The 23,607-nt window shown below is 63.7% G+C and carries 21 protein-coding genes and 1 pseudogene; 15 read left to right on the top strand and 7 right to left on the bottom strand.

The window, feature by feature from the left end; all coding sequences use genetic code 11:
- Positions 1–136: 136 nt before the first annotated feature.
- From lon to ABZO33_RS11235, 4 genes are all read right to left on the bottom strand, one after another.
- A complete protein-coding gene (gene lon, locus ABZO33_RS11220; protein WP_414536079.1) occupies positions 137–2,557 on the bottom strand; it encodes an endopeptidase La in 2,421 nt (806 codons plus the stop codon).
- Between the two features lie 154 nt (positions 2,558–2,711).
- Positions 2,712–5,123 (bottom strand): glucose/quinate/shikimate family membrane-bound PQQ-dependent dehydrogenase, encoded by a 2,412-nt coding sequence (locus tag ABZO33_RS11225; RefSeq protein ID WP_414536080.1) that lies wholly within the window; start codon positions 5,121–5,123, stop codon positions 2,712–2,714.
- A gap of 31 nt (positions 5,124–5,154) precedes the next feature.
- Complete coding sequence (locus ABZO33_RS11230; protein ID WP_414536081.1) at positions 5,155–6,501, bottom strand: carbohydrate porin; 1,347 nt, start codon at positions 6,499–6,501, stop codon at positions 5,155–5,157.
- Positions 6,502–6,778: 277 nt separating this feature from the next.
- Positions 6,779–8,827 (bottom strand): TonB-dependent receptor, encoded by a 2,049-nt coding sequence (locus tag ABZO33_RS11235; RefSeq protein WP_414536082.1) that lies wholly within the window; start codon positions 8,825–8,827, stop codon positions 6,779–6,781.
- 321 nt (positions 8,828–9,148) lie between these two features.
- Between ABZO33_RS11235 and ABZO33_RS11240 the strand changes: the two genes are divergently transcribed.
- On the top strand, positions 9,149–9,370 hold the full coding sequence (locus ABZO33_RS11240) for a VF530 family DNA-binding protein (RefSeq protein ID WP_046856826.1): 222 nt from the start codon (positions 9,149–9,151) through the stop codon (positions 9,368–9,370).
- Entirely contained in the window at positions 9,370–9,996 is a 627-nt protein-coding gene (locus tag ABZO33_RS11245) for a Pr6Pr family membrane protein (RefSeq protein WP_414536083.1), read from the top strand. Before ABZO33_RS11240 ends, ABZO33_RS11245 begins: the two co-directional genes overlap by 1 nt.
- Positions 9,997–10,436: 440 nt before the next feature.
- Here the strand turns inward: ABZO33_RS11245 and fdxA are convergent, their stop codons facing one another.
- The 3 genes from fdxA to ABZO33_RS11260 form a co-directional block, all read right to left on the bottom strand.
- Entirely contained in the window at positions 10,437–10,760 is a 324-nt protein-coding gene (fdxA, locus tag ABZO33_RS11250) for a ferredoxin FdxA (protein ID WP_023629582.1), read from the bottom strand.
- Positions 10,761–10,899: 139 nt separating this feature from the next.
- Positions 10,900–13,473, bottom strand: coding sequence for a DNA mismatch repair protein MutS (gene mutS / locus ABZO33_RS11255; RefSeq protein WP_414536084.1), 2,574 nt, complete (start codon positions 13,471–13,473; stop codon positions 10,900–10,902).
- 121 nt (positions 13,474–13,594) lie between these two features.
- Positions 13,595–13,798 (bottom strand): hypothetical protein, encoded by a 204-nt coding sequence (locus tag ABZO33_RS11260; protein WP_414536085.1) that lies wholly within the window; start codon positions 13,796–13,798, stop codon positions 13,595–13,597.
- 113 nt (positions 13,799–13,911) lie between these two features.
- Here ABZO33_RS11260 and ABZO33_RS11265 point away from each other — a divergent pair, with 113 nt between their 5' ends.
- The 13 genes and pseudogenes from ABZO33_RS11265 to ABZO33_RS11325 all read left to right on the top strand — a co-directional run bounded on the left by ABZO33_RS11265 (position 13,912) and on the right by ABZO33_RS11325 (position 23,555).
- The gene (locus tag ABZO33_RS11265; protein ID WP_082337656.1) at positions 13,912–14,658 is read left to right on the top strand and encodes a helix-turn-helix transcriptional regulator; all 747 of its coding nucleotides are present in this window, start codon (positions 13,912–13,914) and stop codon (positions 14,656–14,658) included.
- Between the two features lie 462 nt (positions 14,659–15,120).
- Positions 15,121–15,468 carry a phage holin family protein gene (locus ABZO33_RS11270; protein WP_198744646.1) on the top strand — a complete coding sequence of 116 codons (348 nt, stop codon included), beginning with the start codon at positions 15,121–15,123 and terminating at the stop codon, positions 15,466–15,468.
- 25 nt (positions 15,469–15,493) lie between these two features.
- Entirely contained in the window at positions 15,494–15,682 is a 189-nt protein-coding gene (locus ABZO33_RS11275; protein WP_414536086.1) for a Com family DNA-binding transcriptional regulator, read from the top strand.
- 10 nt (positions 15,683–15,692) lie between these two features.
- Positions 15,693–16,523, top strand: coding sequence for a putidacin L1 family lectin-like bacteriocin (locus ABZO33_RS11280; RefSeq protein WP_414536087.1), 831 nt, complete (start codon positions 15,693–15,695; stop codon positions 16,521–16,523).
- A gap of 47 nt (positions 16,524–16,570) precedes the next feature.
- Entirely contained in the window at positions 16,571–17,068 is a 498-nt protein-coding gene (locus tag ABZO33_RS11285; protein ID WP_414536088.1) for a hypothetical protein, read from the top strand.
- A complete protein-coding gene (locus ABZO33_RS11290) occupies positions 17,065–17,625 on the top strand; it encodes a phage baseplate assembly protein V (RefSeq protein ID WP_414536089.1) in 561 nt (186 codons plus the stop codon). Before ABZO33_RS11285 ends, ABZO33_RS11290 begins: the two co-directional genes overlap by 4 nt.
- Before the next feature lie 19 nt (positions 17,626–17,644).
- Entirely contained in the window at positions 17,645–18,289 is a 645-nt protein-coding gene (locus ABZO33_RS11295) for a hypothetical protein (protein ID WP_414536090.1), read from the top strand.
- A 137-nt stretch (positions 18,290–18,426) separates the two neighbouring features.
- Positions 18,427–18,759: a hypothetical protein gene (locus ABZO33_RS11300; RefSeq protein WP_110738424.1), complete on the top strand. Its 333-nt coding sequence runs from the start codon at positions 18,427–18,429 to the stop codon at positions 18,757–18,759.
- A gap of 104 nt (positions 18,760–18,863) precedes the next feature.
- Positions 18,864–19,190: a GPW/gp25 family protein gene (locus ABZO33_RS11305; protein ID WP_414536091.1), complete on the top strand. Its 327-nt coding sequence runs from the start codon at positions 18,864–18,866 to the stop codon at positions 19,188–19,190.
- A complete protein-coding gene (locus ABZO33_RS11310) occupies positions 19,187–20,068 on the top strand; it encodes a baseplate J/gp47 family protein (RefSeq protein WP_414536092.1) in 882 nt (293 codons plus the stop codon). Before ABZO33_RS11305 ends, ABZO33_RS11310 begins: the two co-directional genes overlap by 4 nt.
- Position 20,069: 1 nt before the next feature.
- On the top strand, positions 20,070–20,678 hold the full coding sequence (locus ABZO33_RS11315) for a phage tail protein I (protein ID WP_028690639.1): 609 nt from the start codon (positions 20,070–20,072) through the stop codon (positions 20,676–20,678).
- A pseudogene (locus tag ABZO33_RS11320) lies at positions 20,671–21,738 on the top strand (phage tail protein); the annotation flags it as partial. The gene ABZO33_RS11315 and the pseudogene ABZO33_RS11320, both read left to right, overlap by 8 nt.
- Positions 21,739–23,123: 1,385 nt before the next feature.
- Entirely contained in the window at positions 23,124–23,555 is a 432-nt protein-coding gene (locus ABZO33_RS11325; protein ID WP_414536093.1) for a phage tail protein, read from the top strand.
- The last annotated feature ends 52 nt before the right edge of the window (positions 23,556–23,607 follow it).

A 23,607-nucleotide genomic window follows, 5' to 3' on the forward strand; every position in this document is an offset into this window, starting at 1 on the left:
TGCCGCTTGTGCCGGCCTCATCGCGGGGCAAGCCCGCTCCCACACCGAATGGACTGCCCCTGGAGGTTGGACACCCATCCAACCCTTTAGGACAGCTCAGAACGTGGGAGCGGGCTTGCCCCGCGATTGGGGTCAATCAGAACAACACTTTAGCCACATCGGCAAAGCGCTTGGCGAAGTGCACGGTCAGCCCTTCCTTGAGGTAGTCGGGCAACTCGGCGAAATCGCCACGGTTGGCCTCGGGCAGGATCAACTCGAAGATTTTCTGCCGCCGCGCCGCGATCACTTTCTCGCGCACCCCGCCGATCGGCAGCACCTGGCCGGTCAGGGTCAGCTCGCCGGTCATGGCCACGCCTTTCTTCGGCGCCTGGTCGCGGGCCAGCGACAGCAATGCACTGGCCATGGTCACCCCGGCGCTGGGGCCGTCCTTGGGCGTGGCGCCCTCGGGTACGTGCAGGTGGATGAACGCCTCGTTGAAGTAGCCGGGCGTGCCACCGAACTGCTTGAGGTTCGAGCTGATGTAGCTGTAGGCGATCTCTGCCGATTCCTTCATCACGTCACCCAGTTGCCCGGTGAGCTTGAGGCCGCGGTTGAGGCTGTGGATATGCGTGGCCTCGATCGGCAGGGTGGCGCCGCCCATGCTGGTCCAGGCCAGGCCCGTGATCACGCCCTTGCCGGCCAGCACCTGCTCGCTGCGGAACACCGGCATGCCGAGGGCAGCCTCGAGGTCCTTGGCGGCGATCTTGAGCTTGGCGTCCGGATCTTCCAGCAGTTTGACCACCGACTTGCGCACCAACTTGCCCAGCTGTTTCTCCAGCTGACGCACACCGGCTTCGCGGGCATAGCCCTCGATCACCGCACGCAGCGCGGCGTCGTTGATGCTCAGGCTGGTCTTGGCAACGCCGGCCTTGTCCAGCTGCTTGGGCCACAGGTGGCGCTTGGCGATGGCCAGCTTTTCTTCGGTGATATAGCCGGACAGGCGGATCACTTCCATGCGGTCGAGCAACGGGCCGGGGATCGAGTCCAGGGTGTTGGCGGTGCAGACGAACAGCACCTTGGACAAGTCCAGGCGCAGGTCCAGGTAGTGGTCGAGGAAGTCGACGTTCTGTTCCGGGTCGAGGGTTTCCAGCAGCGCCGAGGCGGGGTCGCCCTGGTAGCTCTGGCCCATCTTGTCGATCTCGTCGAGCATGATCACCGGGTTCATCACCTCGACCTCCTTCAGCGCCTGCACCAGCTTGCCCGGCTGGGCGCCGATGTAGGTGCGGCGGTGGCCCTTGATCTCGGCCTCGTCACGCATGCCGCCGACACTGAAGCGGTAGAACGGCCGGCCCAGGGATTCGGCGATCGACTTGCCGATGCTGGTCTTGCCCACCCCGGGCGGGCCCACCAGCAGCACGATGGAACCGCTGATCTCGCCTTTCCAGGCGCCGACGGCAAGGAACTCGAGGATGCGTTCCTTAATGTCGTCGAGCCCGGCGTGGTGGCGGTCGAGTACCTTGCGCGCGTGCTTGAGGTCGAGCTTGTCCTTGCCGTACACACCCCAGGGCAGGGCGGTGGCCCACTCCAGGTAGTTGCGGGTGACGGCATACTCCGGCGAGCCGGTCTCGAGGATCGCCAGCTTGCCCATTTCTTCGTCGATGCGTTTTTTCGCCTGTTCGGGCAGGGTCTTGCCCGCCAGGCGCTGCTGGAACTGCTCCACGTCGGCACTGCGGTCGTCCTTGGTCAGGCCCAGCTCCTGCTGGATGACCTTGAGCTGTTCCTTGAGGAAGAATTCGCGCTGGTGCTCGCCGATCTGGCGGTTCACCTCGGCGGAGATCTCGTTCTGCAGGCGGGCGACCTCGACCTCCTTGCGCAGCATCGGCAGGACCTTTTCCATGCGCTTGAGCATGGGCACGCAGTCGAGCACTTCCTGCAGCTGGTTGCCGGTGGCTGAGGTGAGGGCAGCGGCGAAGTCGGTCAGTGGTGACGGATCGTTTGGGCTGAAACGGTTGAGGTAGTTCTTCAGCTCTTCGCTGTACAGCGGGTTGAGCGGCAGCAGCTCCTTGATCGCGTTGATCAGGGCCATGCCGTAGGCCTTCACCTCGTCGGTGGGCTCCGCCGGCTGGCGCGGGTAGTCGACCTCCACCAGGTAGGGCGGGCGGTGGTGCTTGAGCCAGGTGCGGATGCGCACGCGGGTCAGGCCCTGGGCGACGAACTGCAGCTTGCCGCCTTCGCGGCTGGCGTGGTGCACCTTCACCAGGGTGCCGTATTCGGGCAGGGCCTTGGTGTCGAAATGGCGGTGGTCTTCCGGCGGGGTGTCCATGAAGAACAGCGCCAGGGAGTGGTGCGGGGTCTTGGCGACCAGGTCGAGGGTTTCGGCCCAGGGTTCTTCGTTGACGATCACCGGCAGCACTTGCGCGGGGAAGAACGGGCGGTTGTGGATCGGGATCACGTAGACCTTGTCCGGCAACTGCTGGCCGGGCAGGGCGAGATGGTGACCGGGGGCGGCCTGTGGATCGAGATGTTCGACTTCGCTGTGTTCGTCGGGATGTTCCGGGAAATCCTGCTGGTCGCTCATGGGGCACCTGCGTGAATGGCTATGGTGCTTAGATGGGGCGGTGGTTGGCAGGTTTCAATGGTAGACGAAGGGGGGAGAACTGCGGGGGGAAACAATAGCGGGGCAAGCCCGCTCCCTGAGTGGGAGCGGGCCGGCCCTGCGACAGGCGTGACGCTTACTCAGCCAATTTGTAAGCGATGATGTAGTCGCCCATTTTCGTGCCCAGCGAGCCATGGCCGCCCGCGGTCACCAGCACGTACTGCTTGCCATCCTTGCCGGTGTAGCTCATCGGCGTGGCCTGGCCGCCGGCCGGCAGGCGGGCTTTCCACAACTCCTGGCCGTTCTTCACGTCGTAGGCGCGCAGGTACTGGTCCAGAGTGCCGCTGAGGAAGCCGACGCCGCCGGCGGTGACGAACGAGCCACCCATGCTTGGCACGCCCACCGGCATGCCGATCGGCACCGGGGTGCTGTCACGGGTGGTGCCGTTCTTGTGCTTCCACACCACTTTGTTGGTGAACAGGTCGATGGCCGCCACGTAGCCCCAGGCCGGCGCTTGGCACGGAATGCCCAGCGGCGACATGAACGGGTGCATGGTCACGGCGTACGGCGCACCGGTGTTCGGCTGAACGCCGCTGGTCTCGCTCTCGCGCTTGCTGCCTTCAGCGACCTGCTCACGTGGGACCATCTTCGACACGAACGCCATGTAGTTCGGCGAGGTGAAGAGGATCTGGCGCACCGGGTCGACCGAGACGCTGCCCCAGTTGAACACGCCGACGTTGCCAGGGTAGACCAGGCTGCCCTGCTCGGACGGCGGGGTGTACTGGCCTTCGTAGCGCAGGCTGCGGAACTGGATGCGGCAGAGCATCTGGTCGAACGGCGTGGCGCCCCACATGGCCTGTTCGGTCAGGTCAGGGCCGAGCAGGTTGAGGTCGGAACGGGCCTGGGTCGGTGCGGTGTGGTCGCCCTTGACCGCGCCTTGGGGTACCGGGATCTCGCGGATCGGCACGATCGGCGTACCGTCGCGACGGTCGAGCACGTACAGGCTGCCTTGCTTGGTCGGCACGATGACCGCCGGCTTGACGCCGTCGTCGGTCTTCAGGTGCACCAGGGTGGGCTGGCTGCCGACGTCCATGTCCCACAGGTCGTGGTGGGTGAACTGGTAGTTCCAGCGCGCCTTGCCGGTGGTCAGGTCCAGGGCGACGATGCCGGCGCTGTACTTCTCGGCGCCCGGGGTGCGGTCGGCGCCCCACTGGTCAGGGGTCTGGTTGCCCAGCGGCAGGTAGATCATGCCGAGGTCTTCGTCGACGCTGGCGATCGACCACATGTTGGCCGAGTTGCGGCTGTAGAACTTGCCGTCGGCCAGGGGCTTGGTGTCGTCGGGGTTGTTGCTGTCCCAGTTCCACACCAGGTGGCCGTCGTGCACGTCGTAGGCGCGGATCACGCCGGATGGCTCGTTGGTCGACTCGTTGTCGGTGACGTGGCCGCCGATGATCACCAGGCTGCGGGTGATCGCGGCCGGCGAGGTGGAGTAGTAGCCACCGGCAGTGAACGGGCCGATGCCACGGGTCAGGTCGATCACGCCCTGGTTGGCGAAACCTTCGCAGACCTTGCCGGTGTCGGCGTTGATGGCGATCAGGCGGGCGTCGGCAGTAGGCAGGTAGAGGCGGCGCGGGCAGGCTTGGGCCACAGCCTGGCCTGCGTCGGTGATCTTCGGCGCGGGGCTGCCATCGCGGCTGACGTAGCTGTTCTCGTCATAGTACGAGACGCCGCGGCAAGTCATGTGGGCGAAACCCTTGAAGGTGCCGGTGGGGCTCTTGACCTGTGGGTCGTAGCGCCAGATCTCGGCGCCGGTGTCCGGGTCCAGCGCCAGCAGGCGGCTGTGGGCGGTGCAGGCATAGAGCATGCCGTTGACCTTCAGCGGGGTGTTCTGGTTGGTCAGCTCCACTGGGTCGTTCTCGCTCGGCAGGTCGCCGGTGCGGATGCGCCAGGCCTCTTCCAGGCGGTAGGCGTTCTGCGGGGTGATCTGGCGCAGCGGCGAGTAGCGGTCGCCGTGCTCGGTGCGGCCGTAAGCCTGCCATTCACCGTCGGGCATGGCCGGGGCGGCGCTGCCCATCTCGCTGTTGTCGCGGGTGAACTCGCCACGGATTTCGCCCGGGTGAGTGAACTGGCTGGCCAAGGCGGTGGCGCCGGAGGCGACCACGGCGACGCTGAGCAGGGCGGTGTTGACCTTCGATGCAGGGCCGACCAGCGGGCGGCGCGCCCACGGCAGCAGCAGGACCACGCCGATGGCGAACCAGATGGCCAGGCGCGGCACCAGCTGCCACCAGTCCAGGCCCACTTCGAGCAGCGCCCACGCGGTGCTGCCCAGCAGTACCAGGCCATACAGGCCCAGGGCGATGCGCCGCTTGGCCAGCAGCAGGATGCCGGACAGGGCGAAGCCGATACCGGCAATCAGGTAGTAAAGCGAGCCGCCCAGCTGGCTCAGCTTGATGCCGCCGGCCAGCAGGGCCAGGCCCATCAGCAGCAACAGCACGCCCATCAGGCGCGGTAGCCAGCGGGTTCCATTCTTGGCACCGTCAGTGCTCATCGTCTGTTCTCCGTAGTGTGAAAGGGTCGGGTTAGAAACTGCTCTGAATCTTCAGGCCGCCGATCAACGCATCGTCGACCTGCGACACGCCGCCCGGATGACGGATGTACTGCAGGTTCGGGCGCACGGTGAGCCAGTCGGCCAGGTGGATGCCGTAATAGAGTTCGGCGCTGTACTCGGTGTCCTGCACGGGCAGGAAGCCAGGGTTGTCGTAGTCGTCCAGGCCGTTGGCCTGGTTGCTGAGGCGGGCGTTCTTGCGGTAGCCGGGGTTGACGTGCACGCGGGCCAGGGCGAAACCGATGTCGTCCTTGGCGCGGGCATCGAACGGCCCCTTGTAAACCACACCTGCCTGCACATAGTTGTCGATGGCATTGGTCTTCTTGTCGTGCATCGTGGCGTTGGCGAACAGGCTCAGGCCACGCGACTGGTCGGAGGCCAGGGCGGTCACCTGCTGCTGGGCGCCGAGCCACAGGCCGTGCTTGCTCGAGCTGCTGCGGTAGGCGGCGCCGCTGATGGCAGCCGGTGTACCGTTGCTGTCCTTGAGTACATCCTGAGCCTTGGCATTACTGTAGTAGTAGCCGGCGCGATATTCCCCTTTCAGGCCATTGACCCGCGGGCTCCAGACCAGTTCGATCGGCATCACCGCGCCTTGGGTGCCGCTGCCGCTGAGCTTGAAGCCGTTACCGCTTTCGAGGTTGGAGGGGTTCTGCTCGAACACGCCGACCTGGGCGTAGAGTTCGTCATTCAGGTTGTAGCGCACGCGCAGGGCCCACTGGCTGACGGGCCAGTTGTACCAGATGCCGCCCACCCAGTTGCCCACCTGCGAGCCGCAGAAGGCCAGGTTCTGGAAGTCGCAGGGGAAGCTGTTGAAGTCCTCGCCTTCGCCGAAGCGGCCGAATTTCACGTCCAGCGCGCCGTCGAAGTACTTCTGCTTGATCCACATCTGGGTCAGCCGCCAGGTTTCACCGCGGCCCCAGACTTCCTGGGCCGAGGTGAAGCCGCCGACGCGAGGGTCGTTGATGCGGTCGTTGCTGATGTTGTTGCCGTGGCGTTCGGTGACGGTCAGCTGCACCTCGGTGTCGCGCCAGCCGAGGATCTTCTGCAGGTCCATGTTCACGCCGAAGGTGAACTGGTCGCTGTAGCGCGCCGCGCGGTCATGGCTGTAGCCACCGTGCAGGTTGCTGCCCATCTCGCCGGTGTAGCCGAGGGTGAAATCGTAGCCCTTTTCCAGCAGTTCACTGCGGGTACCGCTCCAGTCGCCAAGCATCCACTTCGAGTCCTTGGCGAACATTTCGCTGGCACTGGTGGTAGGGGACAGGGCACCGAGCAGGGTGGCGAGGGCGAGGCCGGAGTAGCGGGTAGTGGGCAGCTGGAACATGAGATAGCGCTATCTTTTGATTGTTGAAGAAACGGCAAGCGCAACGAGGCCTGGGAGCATCGAAGGGAAATGGCTGCGATTGAGGATCGATGAAGCGATTCAGCTTGCGGAGGGGAGGATATAGGGGAAGTTGTAAGAAAAAAAGACAAAATGTCGCAGGGGATTGTTGCCGATGGGGTAACAGTAAGGGTGCGGGAGGCTGCTTCACAGCCTATTCGTCGGTAACCCGGCGCCTACAGGTAAAGCCGGCGAAAGGGGCGCAAAGCGCCCCCGGCAATCAGAAGCTGGTACGCAACCCCACCTGCACACTACGCCCAGGCGCCGGCGCGATATCGCGCAGGATCGAGCTGGCATAGCGCACGGTCTGGTCGGTGAGGTTCTCGCCGCGCACGAACGCCAGCCATTCACTCTGGCCGATATCGAAGCGATACCCCACGCTTGCGCCAAGGGTGGTGTAGCCGTCGGTGCTGGTTTCGTTGGCCGGTTTGCGCCGTTGCGACGCGGCATGCTGCACATCGACCCGGGCCTGCCAACGATCCAGTTCCCAGACCAGGCCGCTGTTCAGGCGCAGCGGTGCGATACGCGGCAGCGGCTCGCCGCTGTCGAGGTTCTTGGCCCGGGTGTAGTCGCCGGACAGTTCCAGGGCGAAGCTACCGTAACGATTTTCCAGCAACTTCCAGCGGTCCTGGGCCTCGATACCGTAGAAGCGTGCGCGCACACCCTGGTAGGCATACTCGGGGATATCACCGTGATCGTGATCATGGTCATGATCATGATCGTCGCCATGGTCGTGATCATGGCCTTCACGCAGGTTGCCGGTGCCAATCAGGCCGATATAGTTGCGGAAATGGCTGTAGAACACGCCGACGCTGCCCTTGTGGGTGCCATTGTCGAAGCGCAGGGCCAGGTCGCCGGAGATGGCCTTTTCCTTGTTCAGGTTCGGGTCACCGATCTCGTAAGCGCCGGTGGCCACGTGGGCGCCGTTGGCATACAGCTCGTAGAAGGTAGGCGCACGCTCGGTGTAGCCGAGGTTGGCGGCCAGCGACCAGATCGGGTCGAGCTGGTACACCGCACCCGATGACAGGCTGAAGGCATTGAAGCTGCTGGCGCTGTCGGCGCCGGCAAAGGTTTTGTTGCCCTTGGCATCCGGATCGACCCGGGTGTGTTCCATGCGCGCGCCCAGGCTCAGGTTCAGGCGCTCGGTGGCCTGCCATTGCTCGAGCAGAAACAGCGCCAGGCTGTCGGTATCGGTGTGCGGGACAAAGGCTTCCTCGCCCAGTGCGGAGAACTCGTTGCGGCTGACCTGTGCACCGATCACGCCCTCGACCGGCCCCAGCGGCTGGTGACGGGCCTCGATGCGTGCCTCGTAGCCCTTGTTCTTGAAGGTGGTGTGCACTTCACCGCTTTCGATTTCACGGTGCTGGTAGTCGGTGTAGCCGGCGTCGACCTTCACCGAGCTGAACGGTCCGTCGAGATCGCGCAGCTCCGAGGCGAAGCCGTAGTGGTCCTGCTGCATGTCCAGGCGCACGCCTGGCTCGGCTACCGAGCCGTAGTTGCTGTCATAGCGGCTGTAGGACAGGCCGGTATAGCCGTGATCCCAATGATAGGAACCGCCGATCGCGCCGCCGTCCTGGCGCCCGTCGCTGTTCTTCAGGCGGTGCTTGCTGCCGGGCTCGTCGGCGTCGCGCACCTTCGAGCTGCGGGCATAGCCGGGGATGCGCAGGTCGTTGAACTGGCGGCTGTTGGCATCCAGGTGCAGGGCGAAGGCGCCGTTGCCGGCCTCCAGTTTGCCGGCACTGCTGCGCGTGGTGTCGGCGCCGCCGTAGCGCAGCTCGCCGGCGCCATGGATACCGTCGATGGGCGCGTCGGGGATGCGGTTGTCGAAGGTGTTGACCACCCCGCCGATGGCGTTGCCGCCATAGAGCAGGGCGGCCGGGCCGCGGACGATCTCGACCCGCTCGACGGTCACCGGGTCCAGCGGCACGGCGTGGTCGTAGGACAGCGACGAGGCGTCCAGGGCGCCGACGCCGTTGCGCAGGATGCGGATGCGGTCGCCGTCCAGGCCGCGGATCACCGGGCGGCTGGCGCCGGGGCCGAACCAGGTGGAGGCGACACCAGGCTGTTTGTTGAGGGTCTCGCCGAGGCTGCCCTGTTGCTGCTGCAGCAGGTTGTCGCCTTCAAGGACGGTGCTGGGGGCGGCCAACTGGGCGTTGCCCAACGGGTTGGCGGTGATCACCTGGGGTTGCAGTTCCACGGCCTGGCTGGAAGTCGAGGCCAGCCAGAGCGCGACGGCAAGGGGGGAGAGGTGCAGCGGCATGTGACGCATGGCGATGTGGCGTTCCTTGGCAGATTCTTTGTGTTGTTACAATATAACATCACTATTTCAGCACAAGGCTTCCCGTGCTTGCCAGTGGTTTTTGTCCAGTACGCCGGTCGTGCCGCTTGGGAGCCCCTGAATCGAGGCGGGCAACCATGGCCCATCAGGTTCGGCACGTTGCAACGAAGGTAGGAGCGGATTCATCCGCGATGCGCCGCGTGGGCGGCGCTCGATTGTCCGGACGCCGCAGTTTTGTCGACGAACGCATCGCGGATGAATCCGCTCCTACACTCATGTAAGGTGCGCACCTTCCCGAACCTGGAGCACTGCATGAGCACGGCCAACCATAACGCGCTGCACGGCAAGACCCTCGAACAGATCCTCACCGAGCTGGTAGCGCACTATCAGTGGCAGGGCCTGGCCGAACGCATCGATATCCGCTGCTTCAAAAGCGACCCGACGATCAAGTCGAGCCTGACCTTCCTGCGCAAGACCCCCTGGGCCCGGGAGAAGGTCGAGCAGCTGTACGTGAAGCTGCAGCGCAAAGGCTGATGCCGCGCCGGCCTTGGCTTGCCCTGGCGGCCGTTGTTGGCTGGGCGGGATTGGCGATCCAGCTATACCTGGTACTGCTGGCGCGCTGGCAGGAACAGGCCAGCCTGATCGGCGGGCTGGTCAACCTGTTCTGCTATTTCACCGTGCTCAGCAACACCCTGGTGGCCACGGTGCTCAGCCATGCCGCATTCGGTCGCGACTCGGCGGCCAGGCGCTGGTTTCTTTCCCCGGTGGTCAGCTCGTGCGTAGCAGCCAGCATCGTGCTGGTGGCGCTGGCCTACAGCCTGCTGCTGCGCCACTTGTGGCAACCCCAGGGCTGGCAGTGGCTGGCGGACGAGTTGTTGCACGACGTGATGCCGCTGCTGTTCATCCTGTACTGGTGGTTCGAGGTACCCAAGGGGCGGCTGCGGCTCTGGCATCTGGCAGCCTGGGCGCTGTATCCGCTGCTGTATTTTGCCTTCGTGCTGCTGCGTGGGCATGAGATCGGCGTCTATCCCTATCCGTTCGTCGACGTGGCGCGGCTTGGCTATGGGCAGGTGCTGATGAATGCAGTGGGGGTGCTGGCCGGGTTCTGGGCTATCGGGCTGGTGCTGCTGGGGCTGGACCGTTGGCGAGGGCGACATTGAGGCGGGAGGCGTGCATGGCACCCTCAGCAAAGTGTTTATTTCGCCACCCTCGTAGTATCGCGTGTAAGCATTCGCTTACTCATCATGTAAGTGATCGCTGTAGGGATCAGTAAATCAATGTCGTTTCCAGTGGCATACTTTTTCTAAATGCATGAAATATATAATTTTTATACATATCAAAAGATGTTGCGCCTGAATCATCCTGAGATATTCGCTGCTTGTCCCAAGGCGGGGAATCGCTAGTATTCGAACTGTGTCTACGGACTGACACAGGCTCTCAAGGATGATGGCCAAGGACATCGCGGGACGCGATTCATCAGGACGATGATTGGGACATACAGGGACTACGGAAAAAATGTGGGCGGGTCAAACCGCCCCTTTTTTTTGCCCGCTGAAAATGAAAAAAGGCCCTCGCGGGCCTTTTTCGTACCTGGGCGCTGTCAGCGCTCCAGATCGGCGATCTTGCCAGGCTTGCCATCCCACTCTTCGGCGTCCGCCAGGGCGTCTTTCTTCTCGGTGATGTTCGGCCAGATCTCGGCCAGCTCGGCGTTCAGCTCGATGAAGTTCTCCATGCCGGACGGCACTTCGTCTTCCGAGAAAATCGCCTGGGCCGGGCACTCAGGCTCGCACAGCGCACAGTCGATGCATTCGTCCGGGTGAATCACCAGGAAGTTCGGGCCTTCGTAGAAGCAGTCCACCGGACAGACTTCCACGCAGTCGGTGTACTTGCATTTGATGCAGTTGTCGGTGACGACGAAGGTCATTTCTAATTCTCTCCTCAGGCGACGGCAGCTTGCCCTTCCTTCCAGGGCAGCGCGGTTCACGGTGCTGGCTGCAGACCAGGCTAATAACCTGCAGCCCTCGCAAACCGCGCCGGATTCTACCAGCTTGCGCGGTGGGCCGTTATAACAGGTTTTTCAGTTGATATAGCATTTCGATAGCTTGGCGCGGCGTCATGTCGTCCAGCTCCAGCTTGCCCAGCTTCTCGATGGCCGGGTGTGGCAGGCTGGCGAACAGATCGCTCTGGTGCGGCACGTGAGGCGTATTGTCGCGCAGCGTTGCAAGCGGCGCTTCATGGGGCAGGCTGCTGGTCTCCAGCCGGCCCAGATGCTCGCGGGCACGCTGGATCACCGGCGCTGGTACGCCCGCCAGTTGCGCCACGGCCAGGCCGTAGCTCTGGCTCGCGGGGCCCGGCAGCACATGGTGCAGGAACACAATGCGTTCATTGTGCTCGGTGGCGTTCAGGTGCACGTTGGCCACCAGCGGCTCGCTGTCCGGCAGCACAGTCAGTTCGAAGTAGTGGGTGGCGAACAATGTGTAGGCGCGCAACTGGGCCAGGCGCTCGGCGGCGGCCCAGGCCAGCGACAGGCCGTCGAAGGTGCTGGTGCCGCGGCCGACTTCGTCCATCAGCACCAGGCTGCGATCGGTGGCGTTGTGCAGGATGTTCGCGGTTTCGCTCATCTCGACCATGAAGGTCGAGCGCCCGCCCGCCAGGTCGTCGCTGGAGCCGATACGGGTGAAGATACGGTCCACCGGCGACAGCTCGCAGGCGGCTGCCGGGACGAAGCTGCCGATATGCGCCAGCAGCACGATCAGCGCGGTCTGGCGCATGTAGGTGGACTTACCGCCCATGTTCGGGCCGGTGATGATCAGCATGCGCGTGCTGTCGTCCAGGCCCAGGTCGTTGGCCACGAACGGCGTGGTCAGCACTTGCTCGACCACCGGGTGGCGGCCCTGCTCGATGCGCAGGCACGGTTCGTCGACGAAGCTTGGGCAGTTCAGGTCCAGGTTCAGGGCGCGTTCGCCCAGGTTGCTCAGCACATCCAGCTCGGCCAGCGCCGCGGCGCTGTCCTGCAGGGGCGCCAGGTGCCCGATCAGGGTTTCGAGCAAGGCATCGTAGAGCATCTTCTCGCGGGCCAGGGCACGGCTCTTGGCCGACAGCGCCTTGTCCTCGAACGTCTTCAGCTCGGGGGTGATGAAACGTTCGGCGCCCTTGAGCGTCTGCCGGCGGATATAGTCGGCGGGTGCCTGCTCGGCCTGCTTGGTCGGCAGCTCGATGAAATAGCCATGCACGCGGTTGTAGCCGACCTTGAGGTTGGCCAGGCCCGTGCGGGCCTTCTCGCGGGCTTCCAGGTCGATGAGGAACTGGCCGGCGTTCTCGCTGATCGACAGCAGTTCGTCCAGTTCGCTGTCGTAGCCGGTCTTGAGCACGCCACCGTCGCGGATCACCGCCGGCGGGTTGTCGATGATCGCCCGCTCCAGCAGGCCGGCCAGCTCCGGGTAGGTACCGGTGATCGCGGCCAGGCGCGCCAGGTGCGGCGCCTCCAGCTCGGCCATGGCGTTCTGCAGCTCGGGCAAGGCGCCGAGGGCGTCGCGCAGGCGCGCCAGGTCACGCGGGCGGGCGTTGCGCAGGCCGATACGCGCAAGGATCCGCTCGATGTCGCCGATTTCCTTGAGCTGCGGCTGCAGCTTTTCGAAGCGGTAGCCGTCGAGCAGGCAGCGGATCGAGTCCTGGCGTGCCTTGAGCACCTTCAGGTCGCGCAGCGGGCGGTTCAGCCAGCGGGTCAGCAGACGGCTGGCCATGGCGGTCTGGCAGCGGTCGATCACCGATTGCAGGGTGTTGTCGCGGCCACCGGCCAGGTTGATGTCCAGCTCCAGGTTGCGGCGGCTGGCGGCATCGAGGATGACGGTGTCGTCCAGGCGCTCGTGGCGCAGGCTGCGCAGGTGAGGCAGGGCGGTGCGCTGGGTTTCCTTGGCATAGCTCAGCAGGCAGCCGGCGGCGCCGATGGCCAGGGTCAGCTTGTCGCAGCCAAAGCCCTTGAGGTCCTGGGTGGCGAACTGCTGGCAAAGGCTCTTGCGTGCCGAATCACGGTCGAAGTCCCACGGGGCGCGGCGTCGGGCGCCACGGCGCTTCTCCGCCGGCAGGCCTTGTGGCCAGTCATCCGGGATCAGCAACTCCACTGGGTTGATGCGCTCGAGCTCGGCCAGCAGGTTCTCCCAGCCCTTGATCTCCTGCACGGTGAAATTGCCGCTGGTGATGTCCAGCACCGCCAGGCCAAACAGCCGCTCATCGCCGAGCAAGGCGGCAATCAGGTTGTCGCGGCGCTCGTCGAGCAACGCCTCGTCGCTGATCGTGCCTGGGGTGATGATGCGCACCACCTGGCGCTCCACCGGGCCCTTGCTGGTGGCCGGGTCGCCGATCTGCTCGCAGATCACCACCGACTCGCCGAGCTTGACCAGCTTGGCCAGGTAGCCTTCGAGCGAGTGGAACGGAATCCCGCACATGGGAATCGACTGGCCCGCCGACTGCCCGCGGGCGGTCAGGGTGATATCCAGCAGTTTCGCGGCTTTCTTCGCATCTTCGTAGAAGATCTCGTAGAAGTCGCCCATGCGGTAGAACATCAGCTGGTCCGGGTGCTGGTTTTTCAGCTTCCAGTACTGCTGCATCATCGGGGTGTGTGCGGAGAGATCAGACATTCAGGGCCTTACAGCGGGTGGTCTGGTGGCAAAATTCGAAACCGTCAATGGTACAGGCTTTTTTCGGTGGGCGCAGGCCGGATGGGTGGGGCAGATTTGCGCAGGCTGCCTGTGGCGGGGGTCAGCGCGGGCGGCCGAAGAACTGGTTCAGGAACATCAGCTCCATGATCACGACCAGCACGCAGAACATCACGAAGCCCCGGGTGAACACGCGTCGTGGCCGTTCAAAGGAAGGCCATTCCTGGATGTTCAACGCGATCATGACCACCACGATCAACCAGGTCAGCAGTTGCGTCGGCCAGCGGCGTCGAGGCGAAAGGTCCATGCCTTGTTTCGATCCTTGATTAGGAAACCGCGACGATAGCGATGGCCCTGGGGCGGGGCAATCTTTCTTTTCCTGTTGCAGGGCCATTGCATTTGCGCTTTCGCGGTTGCATTATGCGCATTATGCAAAAACGCAACGTAGCCTCCGTACTCAGAGAACTGCTCGCCCGCCACGGCCTGTCCCCGACAGAGCTGCATAGACGCACGGGCGTGCCTCAATCCACCCTGTCGCGGATTCTCAGCGAGAAGATCGTCGATCCTTCGGACAAGCACGTTTCGAAGATCGCCGAATACTTCGGCGTGAGCACCGACCAGTTGCGCGGCCGCGTCGAACTGGGCGAGTCCCGTGACGCGGCCCCGCTCGCCCAGGGCCATGCGGCCCTGAGCGATATCAGCCTGTGGGACGATGAAACCCCCGTCGAGGACGACGAAGTTTCCGTTCCTTTTCTTCGTGAGGTCGAGTTGGCAGCAGGATCAGGAAGATTCGTCATCGAGGAAAGCGAGAATGCTCGCTTGCGCTTCGGCAAACGCAGCCTGCGCCACAATGGCGTGCAGTTCGACAACGCCAAGTGCGTGACGGTGCGTGGCAACAGCATGCTGCCGGTACTGCGCGATGGCGCCACGGTCGGGGTCAATACCGGTAAAAGCACCATCGGCGACATCATCGACGGTGACCTTTACGCCATCAACCACAATGGCCAGCTGCGGGTGAAACAGGTGTACCGCCTGCCTACCGGCATTCGCCTGCGCAGCTTCAACCGCGACGAACACCCTGACGAGGACTACAGCTTCCAGCAGATGCAGGAAGAGCAGATCAGCCTCCTCGGCCACGTCTTCTGGTGGGGCATGTACGCCCGTTGATCCCCGGCCCTCGATAAAAACCCGCCTTGGCGGGTTTTTTTTCGCCCTCAGAAAACCCCTACACCCACGTCAGATCAGGCCTCCATGCATAGGAGCAAAAACTGATGCATAAAAATTTGAATTTGTGCATTGACTGCATATGCATGAATGCATAAAATGTATCCCAAGCCGGACGCAAACCGGTTGAGATACAGGCAGCGATGAACAGGCCTCGACTGTTCAGAGGGTTGGCAACTGGCCCGGGTGTGCAGCGTAAAGCACCACGATCAGTTATCCGACGGGCAGACGGCCGCGGTCGGAGTCACCAATTTGAAGCGCAACCGCACGGCGTCACCAGTCGTGGCCGGCGGTTACACCGCGCATTACTGAAAAGCCTGCAAGGCGGGCTTTTTGGAATGCCGAGTCAAGCCAATCACGATCCGCCGGCCTGTCGCCGGCGGGTAACACACAGGAGACAGGAACGTGACGAACGAGCAACAGACGTTGCTGGAGATGCCGCTCTGGCTGGTGATCCTCCTGGCATTGCTGGGCGGGCTTTCCGGCGAGATGTGGCGCGCCGACAAGGCCGGTGCCCGCGGCTGGGGGCTGCTCAGGCGGCTGGCGCTGCGCTCCGGGGCCTGCATGGCCTGCGGGGTGTCGACGGTCATGCTGCTGTACGCCAGCGGCATGTCGATCTGGAGTGCCAGCGCCTTCGGCTGCCTCACCGCCATGGCCGGCGCCGACGTGGCCATCGGCCTTTATGAGCGCTGGGCCGCTCGACGGCTGGGATTGGGCGAACAGCCCGCGGCTGTGCGCCAGGACGAAGAATGAACATGGCAACAAGGAAGAGAGGCGGATGTTCAACGATTTTCGCTGCGGTAAATGCAACCGCTTGCTGGCCCGCATCGGCGGGTCGGCGCTGGTCCAGATCAAGTGTTCGCGTTGCGCGACCTTGAACCACATGAAGGCCACGGGCCTCGACAACGTGCCGACGAGCGATCAGGACGGGCCGCAGAGCCCGGCTCCCCTTCAATCGATTCAGTAGGAGAAACACCATGGCAGGTCGTACCCGCATTCCTTTCAACGGCGTCGGCACTTCGGTGCTGCCCGCTTACCAGACCCTATCGGCGGGCCAGTACCTGCTGTCGCCCAACCAGCGCTTCAAGCTACTGCTGCAGGGCGATGGCAACCTGGTGATCCAGGACAACGGCGCCACCGTCTGGGTCGCCAATGAACAGCAACCCTTCAGTTCGAGCATCCCCCTGCGCAACAAGAAAGCCCCGCTGGCCTTCTACGTGCAGTACGGCGCCTTCCTCGATGACTACTCGCGGCGCCGGGTGTGGCTGACCAACAACAGCACCTTCACCAGCAACGACCAGTGGAACCGCACGCACCTGGTGCTGCAGGACGACGGCAACATCGTGCTGGTCGACTCCCTGGCGCTGTGGAACGGCACGCCGGCCATCCCGCTGGTGCCCGGTGCGGTGGACTCGCTGCTGCTGGCGCCCGGTACCGAGCTGGTACAGGGCGTGGTGTATGGCGCGGGCGCCAGCAAGCTGGTGTTCCAGGGCGACGGCAATCTCGTGGCCTATGGCCCGAACGGCGCGGCCACCTGGAACGCCGGTACCCAAGGCAAGGGCGCCGTGCGCGCAGTGTTCCAGGGCGACGGCAACCTGGTGGTGTACGGCGCCGGCAACGCGGTGCTGTGGCATGCGCACACCGGCGGCCATGCCAGCGCGGTGCTGCGCCTGCAGGCCAACGGCAGCATCGCCATCCTCGACGAGAAACCGGTGTGGGCGCGCTTCGGCTTCCAGCCGACCTATCGCCATATCCGCAAGATCAACCCTGACCAGAAGCCGATCGACATCTGGACCTGGCACTTCTGAGCCGGGTGCCGGGCCTTCGTCGAACCGAGCGTTCAAGGAGCACAAGCATGAGCGAACTGGCCCAGTTGTACGCGGCCGTCACCACCACCCTGCGGGCGGCGTTGCCGGCCTTCGCCACGGTCGCCACGGAGGGCGACGACGTTACCGAACCGGCCCTGCCGGCCCTGGTGCATGGCGTATTGCGTATGCGTGGCGACGAGGCGCTGCGTGACGGTCGCTCATTGCTGATGGCGACCTTCGAGGCACGCGTCACCGCCCAGGGCACCCCCGCGCAGGCACGGACGCAGGCCGGCGTGCTGGCGGCGCAGCTGATCGATGTGCTGCGCCAGCAGTCCTGGGGGCTCGATTACGTCGAGGGCGCACGGGACATCCTCGCCGAAGCCGAGGGCACCACCTGGCGGGTGCAATGGGAACAACCGGTCCTGCTGGGGAATGTCCATTGGCCCTGGCCCGACCAGCCGCCGGGCAGCCTGATGCTGGGCTTCGCCCCGGACACCGGGCCAGGCAACGAGGGCAAGTACCTGTCACCGGAGGACCTGGCATGAGCTACGCCAGTGCCATGCACGATCGCATGCTGGCCAGCCTGGTGATCCCCTGTCGGGTGGTCGCGGTGGACCTGGCCGCGGCCCGGGTGCGGGTGTCCGACGGCGGCGGCTGGACCAGCGCCTGGGTGCGCTGGCATGCCCAGGCTGCCGGCAAGGCCCGCCACTGGCGGGTACCGAGCCTGGACGAGCAGGGTGTGCTGATCAGCCCCAGCGGCGAACCGGCCCTGGGCACCTTCGTCCCGGGGTTGTACGGCAATGCCGGGACGGCGCCGGACAACCGCGACCATGTCGAGGTCTGGCGCTTCGACGACGGCGGCTCGCTGGCCTACGACTGGCAGGCCAGACGCTATGACATCCAGCTGCCCAGCGGCCAGGCAACAGTCAAGGTCGGCGCCAGCACCCTGGTGGTCAGCGACAACGCCATCACCCTCGACGCCGCGTCGATCACCCTGAGCGGGACGGTCGCCATCAACGGCCCGCTGACGGTCAGCGGCGACATCAACGGCGGCGGTCGGATCATCGACACGGCCGGTAACACCGCCAATCACAAGCACTGAACAAGGATCTGATCAGACAATGAAGAAGTTCAAACCCACGCTAGTCGCGCTCACCCTGCTGTGCAGCGTCATGGCCCCAGGTGCCTGGGCGGCAACTGCCCAGTCGTGGAACCTGGCCCGGGACATGTATATCGCGACCCAGAGTGCCGCAGCCGATTCCCCCTGGACGTTCTTGCAGAACAGGACTGGGGTCAACGTACCGGCCAACTACACGCTGCTACCGACGTTCGTTGCCGATAACTGCAGTGGCGCCAACGTCACTTGCTGGCGCGATGACGCCAACAACGCGTATGTGAGTGTCATCAAGAAGAGCTTCACCTTCAGCGGCTCGGGTGGCAGCTTCGTCTTCAAGCAGGGCGATGTTGCCACCCATCCCGGCGGCGACAGCCAGAGCATCGTGCGCTGGGCCAGCCCGATCAGTGGCCGGATCAACGTGCTGGGCCGGGTCAACGATCTGCACAGCGCCTGCGGCGATGGTGTCGCCTGGTCACTCAACCTGGGTGACCGCGTGGTGCAGTCGGGCGACCTGGCCAATGGTGGCAGTGCGGTCATCAAGGCCAACGATATCGAAGTGAGCGCCACCTCGATGCTCTATCTGGTCATCGACAAGAAGACCAGCAATGCCTGTGACGCCACCAGTCTGGATCTGCTGATCACCAACTGATTTCTGCCACCGAGCAGTGCCTGAACGTGCGCCTGCGTCATCGCGCAGGGCGCCTCCAGCGAAACGCGATCGCCTGTGAGCGACATGTCTTGCGCAATGGTGCGCATCTGATCATTCGACTCAAAAGGTAAAGCAACATGGAAGCAGTAAAAGTCGGCAAGCATTTCTTCAACGCCCACCCAACCGCTGTCAGCCAGGTCTTCAGCGCCGCGGACAACAAGGATGGCGTGTACCTGCGCACCGCCACCCTGTGCACCGGCGGCGGCATCCTCAACCTGTACACCGGCCCGAAGGCGCCGGCCTACATCGGCGACATGAGCGTCCACGCGATCATGGGCGGGATCAATGGCGGCATCGATTCGCAGTACACCCTGCCTTATCCACTGTTCATCCCGGCGGGCTACGGCCTGTGGACCGTTGCCAACAACGCCACGGCGGCCATCGCCCTGACCTACGACTTCGTGTCCTGAGGCCGGTTGCCCGGCAGTGCCGGGCAACTCATTCCTGCCTGCGAGGTGATAACCATGCGCTATCCGAACAGGCTACCTGGAGCCTCAATTCCAGGAGGTGCCCCATGATCGGCATGGACCGCCGCACCGGCCAGCCCCTGTCGGGCGTGGGCCACCTGCGTCAATCCATCGAAGACATCCTCACCACCCCGCTGGGCAGCCGGCGCATGCGCCCGGACTACGGCAGCCAACTGCGCCGCTACGTGGACCTGCCGGTCAACGAAGGCTGGAAGAGCGCGGTGCAGGCCGAGGTGGCCCGCGCCCTGGGGCGCTGGGAGCCGCGCCTGCAACTGGAGCGGGTCAAAGTGGTGGCCGTGCTCGACGGCCAGGTCAGCCTGGCCCTGAGCGGCCGTTACCTGGGCGATGACGCCATGGTGGAGGTGACCGTATGAGCCAGGTCGACCTGTCGAAACTGCCCGCGCCACAACTGCTCGAAGACCTTGATTTCGAGGCGCTCTACCAGGAGGACCTGACCAGCTTCCGCACCCAGATGGGTGAAGGCTGGACCGCCAACCTGGAAAGCGACCCGGTGACCAAACTGCTCGAAGTGGGCGCCTACCGCAAGCTGCTCAACCGGGCGCGCATCAATGACGCGGCCAAGGCGCTGCTGCTGGCCTACGCCCAAGGCAGCGACCTCGATCAACTCGCGGCCAACGTCAGCTTGCAGCGCCTGGTGATCCAGGCCGCCGACCCGAGCACGATCCCAGCGACCGAGGCCGTGCTCGAATCCGACGACGCCCTGCGCGAACGCGTGCAGCTGGTCTACGAAGGCCTGACCACCGCCGGCCCGCGCAACAGCTACATCCTCCATGCCCGCAACGCTTCGGGGCGGGTCGCCGACGCGACCGCCGAAAGCCCGTCGCCGGCGGTGGTGGACGTCACTGTGCTGAGCCTGGACAACGACGGCGTGGCCAGCCCCGAGCTGCTGGCGCAGGTAAACGCCTACCTCAACGACGACGATATCCGCCCGGTCGCCGACCGGGTCAATGTGCGCAGCGCCGAGGTGTTGCCGTACCGCGTCGAGGCGGTGTTGCACATGGCCGACAACGGCCCGGAGTTCGAGGCGATCCTCAGCGAATGCCGGCGCCGTCTGCAGGCTTGGGTCAACCCGCGCCGACGCCTGGGCGTCGAAGTCGCCCGTTCGGGGATCGACGCGCAACTGCACATCGACGGCGTGAGCCGTGTCGAGCTGGTCGGTTGGAGCGATATCCGCCCGAGCAAGGCCCAGGCCGCCTGGTGCACGGACATCGAACTGCGACGGGGTGGCTGACATGCAGAGTCTTCTGCCGCTCAACCGCACGCCACTGGAACGGGCCATCGAGGTGGCCGCCGACGAAGACCTCAAGGTCACGTTGCGCACCCTCTACAACCCCGACACCTGCCCGGCGCACCTGCTTTACCAACTGGCCTGGGCCTGGTCGGTGGACCGCTGGGACGACAGCTGGAGCGAGGCGATCAAGCGCTCGGTGATCCGCTCGGCGTTCTTCGTCCACGCCCACAAGGGCACCCTCGGCGCCCTCAGGCGGGTGGTCGAGCCGTTCGGCTACCTGATCGAGGTGCAGGAGTGGTGGCAGACCCAGCCTGCCGGGGTGCCGGGGACCTTTGCCCTGAAGGTCGGGGTGACCGACACCGGCATCAGCGAGGAAACCTACAACGAACTGTCGTCGCTGATCGACGACGCCCGGCCGGTCAGCCGCCACATGACCGGCCTTGCGATCAGTCTCGAAAGCCGTGGCGGTCTCTATTTCGGCTGCGCGCTGCAGGACGGCGATGAACTCGACGTCTACCCGCCGGCACCTCCTGACCTGATCGTCAGTGGCGCCATTGGTCGCGGCGGCCGGGAACACACAATCGATACCTTGGACATTGCACATGGTTGACCAGAATTCCCAGTTCTACGCCATCCTCACCAACGTGGGCGCGGCGAAACAGGCCAACGCGGATGCCTTGGGCATCCCGTGGAAAATCACCCAGATGGGCGTGGGCGACGCCAACGGCGCCGACCCCACCCCCAACGCCACCCAGACCAGTCTGATCAACGAATGGCGCCGGGCGCCGCTGAACCAGCTGAAGGTGGACGACAAGAACAGCGCGATCATTGTCGCCGAGCAGGTCATCCCGGCGGATGTCGGCGGCAAGTGGATCCGCGAGATCGCGCTGTACGACGCCGATGGCGACATGGTTGCCGTGGCCAACTGCGCGCCGACCTACAAGCCGCTGTTGAGCCAGGGCTCGGGACGCACCCAGGTGGTGCGCATGAACTTGATCGTCAGCAGCGCCAGTAACGTGCAGTTGAAGATCGATCCGGCGGTGGTCCTGGCCACCCGTGAATGGGTCACCGAGGAGCTGGCTCGGCAGGACTTCAAGCACTCGGTGCAGGTCGCGACCACAGCTGCCATTACCCTGAGCGGACTGCAGACCGTCGATGGAGTTGCATTGCAGGCGGGGACCCGGGTACTGGTCAAGGATCAGACGGCGGCCAAGGACAATGGTCTCTACCTGGTGGCTGCAGGCGCATGGACGCGCAGCAGCGATGCCGACAGCGATGCCAAGGTTACGCCTGGCCTGTTGGTGCTGGTCGAGAAGGGCACGGTCAACGGTGACAGTGCTTGGCAGTTGGTCAGCGATGGACCGATCAACCTGGGTGTCAGTGCCCAGGGTTATGAAATGGCTTTCGGCCGTAGCGGAGTGTCGGCAGGAACCTACCGTAGTGTCACGGTAGACAAGTACGGACGAGTGATTGCCGCGACCAACCCGACCACGGTAGCCGGGTACGGATTGACCGATGTGTACACCAAAGGTCAAGTGGATACTGCGCTCGCGCTCAAGGCTCCGCTGGCAAGTCCTTCGTTTAGCGGTGACCCTCGAGCTCCGACCCCGGCCACAACGGATAGCGATACCTCTATCGCTACTACTGCGTTTGTACGCAATGTGCTTGCCCGGTATGGTCTGGCGACTAATGTCGCCTCCATCTGGGCAGGGAGTATCGACGAGATTACCGAAACAGGACTCTACCTATCGACTACTGTCACCACTGGGGCTTTTCCTGTGTACGCGGGAGAGTCACTGGTGGGCGGCATGCTGTTTCACTTGGAGCGCGATGCAGAGAAGTCGGCATTGCAACTCTGGGAAACGGTTACCAGTGGAGTGGGCGAAACACCGGGTGGTCTTACCTTTAAGCGGTCGCGCCTGCTCAACGGTAAATGGAGTGCCTGGGGACAACTGTGGGACGGCCTCAACACGCCAAAAATGGATTCGCCGCTGGACCGAGTGTCCGGGCGGATGGTGACGTCTGGTGCCTATGGCCTGGGTATGGCCATTGCCAGTGCAGAGGTGGACCTAAATAAATACACCGTGCCTGGTAATTTCCTGACACCTATGGCGGGCGTGCTGAATCTTCCGGCTGGCTGGATAAGCGGATCACGACGTTACTCTCTGGTCGTGGATGGGTACAACGATAAGAACTATCTGACGCAAACACTGACTTCAGGGCAGTCAGGTCTGGCGGACGATCCTGTATTGCGCGCCATTCGATCCATGTCCAATGAGTCCAAGTGGTCTGCATGGCGAATCCTGGCACCCTCCGATAATCCGGTGTTCACCGGAAATCCAACTGCTCCGACACCTGCGCGTGGCAACATCTCGACCCAGTTGGCGACCACCCAGTTCGTTAAAGAAATGGGCTTTACGTTCCCTTCCAGCTCCGTCGGTTTCCCATCAGGTTCCACGTTGACCATGGCCGAGGTAGGGCGAATGGTGTACATGGATGGCGGAGGTGCCCAGACATGGAGTGGCAGCGTAGTACTTCCATCCTCGGGTATCCCAAGGGGGTCTGTGTTCTGTCTCTCCGTAGGTTCGGGGAATGGCACTATCACTGTTCATAAACCCGCTGTGGCTGGAGGCTATATCGCGATAGGTTCCAGGTCCTATGACACTGTGACGATTCGTTCCAACGAGCCCCCCTTGATGCTGATCTGCAATGCTGATCATACCTATGCGGTGATCTCTGGCGGCCTTTCAAATACAGCTGACTATAGCTCTCAGCTTTCAGCTAACGGATGGGCTAAAAATCCCAATGGATTGATTCAGCAGTGGGGCGTTGCCTTGGTACCGGCAGTCGGGACTTTGGATGTAACGCTTCCGGTTACTTTTCCAAATCAAGGGATCGCGGTTGTTTGCTCCTATACGTATGGCCTGGGGGGCGCTGCAGGTCGGTGTGGTGCTGGATATCTGAATACTTCCACGATCCGAGTTGAAAGCGCCGTGCCGGTAGGTGTCGGTGGGTATCAAACAGTTTATTGGTTCGCTATCGGAAGATAGGAGGAATGATGTTTTTTTATTCAGCAGTAACTGGCGGGCTTTACGTTCATGACATCAATGGCACGACTATGCCGGCTGATGTGATGGAAATCAGTGAAGAGGAGTATCTGGCTCTGATATCAGCTGCAGCCGAAGGGAACGTGCTGGTTCCTGATAGCAATGGTTTACCGTTGATCTCGGCCCCTCGAGTGAACTCAGGGTCTTTGGCATCCGCCGAGCGAGAATGGCGTGACGCGCAACTTGCTGCGACTGACGGTTTGGTGTCACGCCACCGCGATGAGCTGGAGAGTGGCACTGAAACCACGGTGACCTCTGCCCAGTACACCGAGCTGCAGGCTTATCGCAGAACCCTCCGTTCTTGGCCCGAGTCTGGTCAGTTCCCACTGATCGAGCATCGTCCTCCCGCCCCGTCTTGGCTATCTGGTGGTCTTCTATAACGCCCTGTCAATCAGGGCGTTTTCTTATCTGCTGCACTCTATTTCAGCCCCG

Source organism: Pseudomonas sp. CAM1A (assembly GCF_047501685.1).
Lineage (GTDB): Bacteria > Pseudomonadota > Gammaproteobacteria > Pseudomonadales > Pseudomonadaceae > Aquipseudomonas.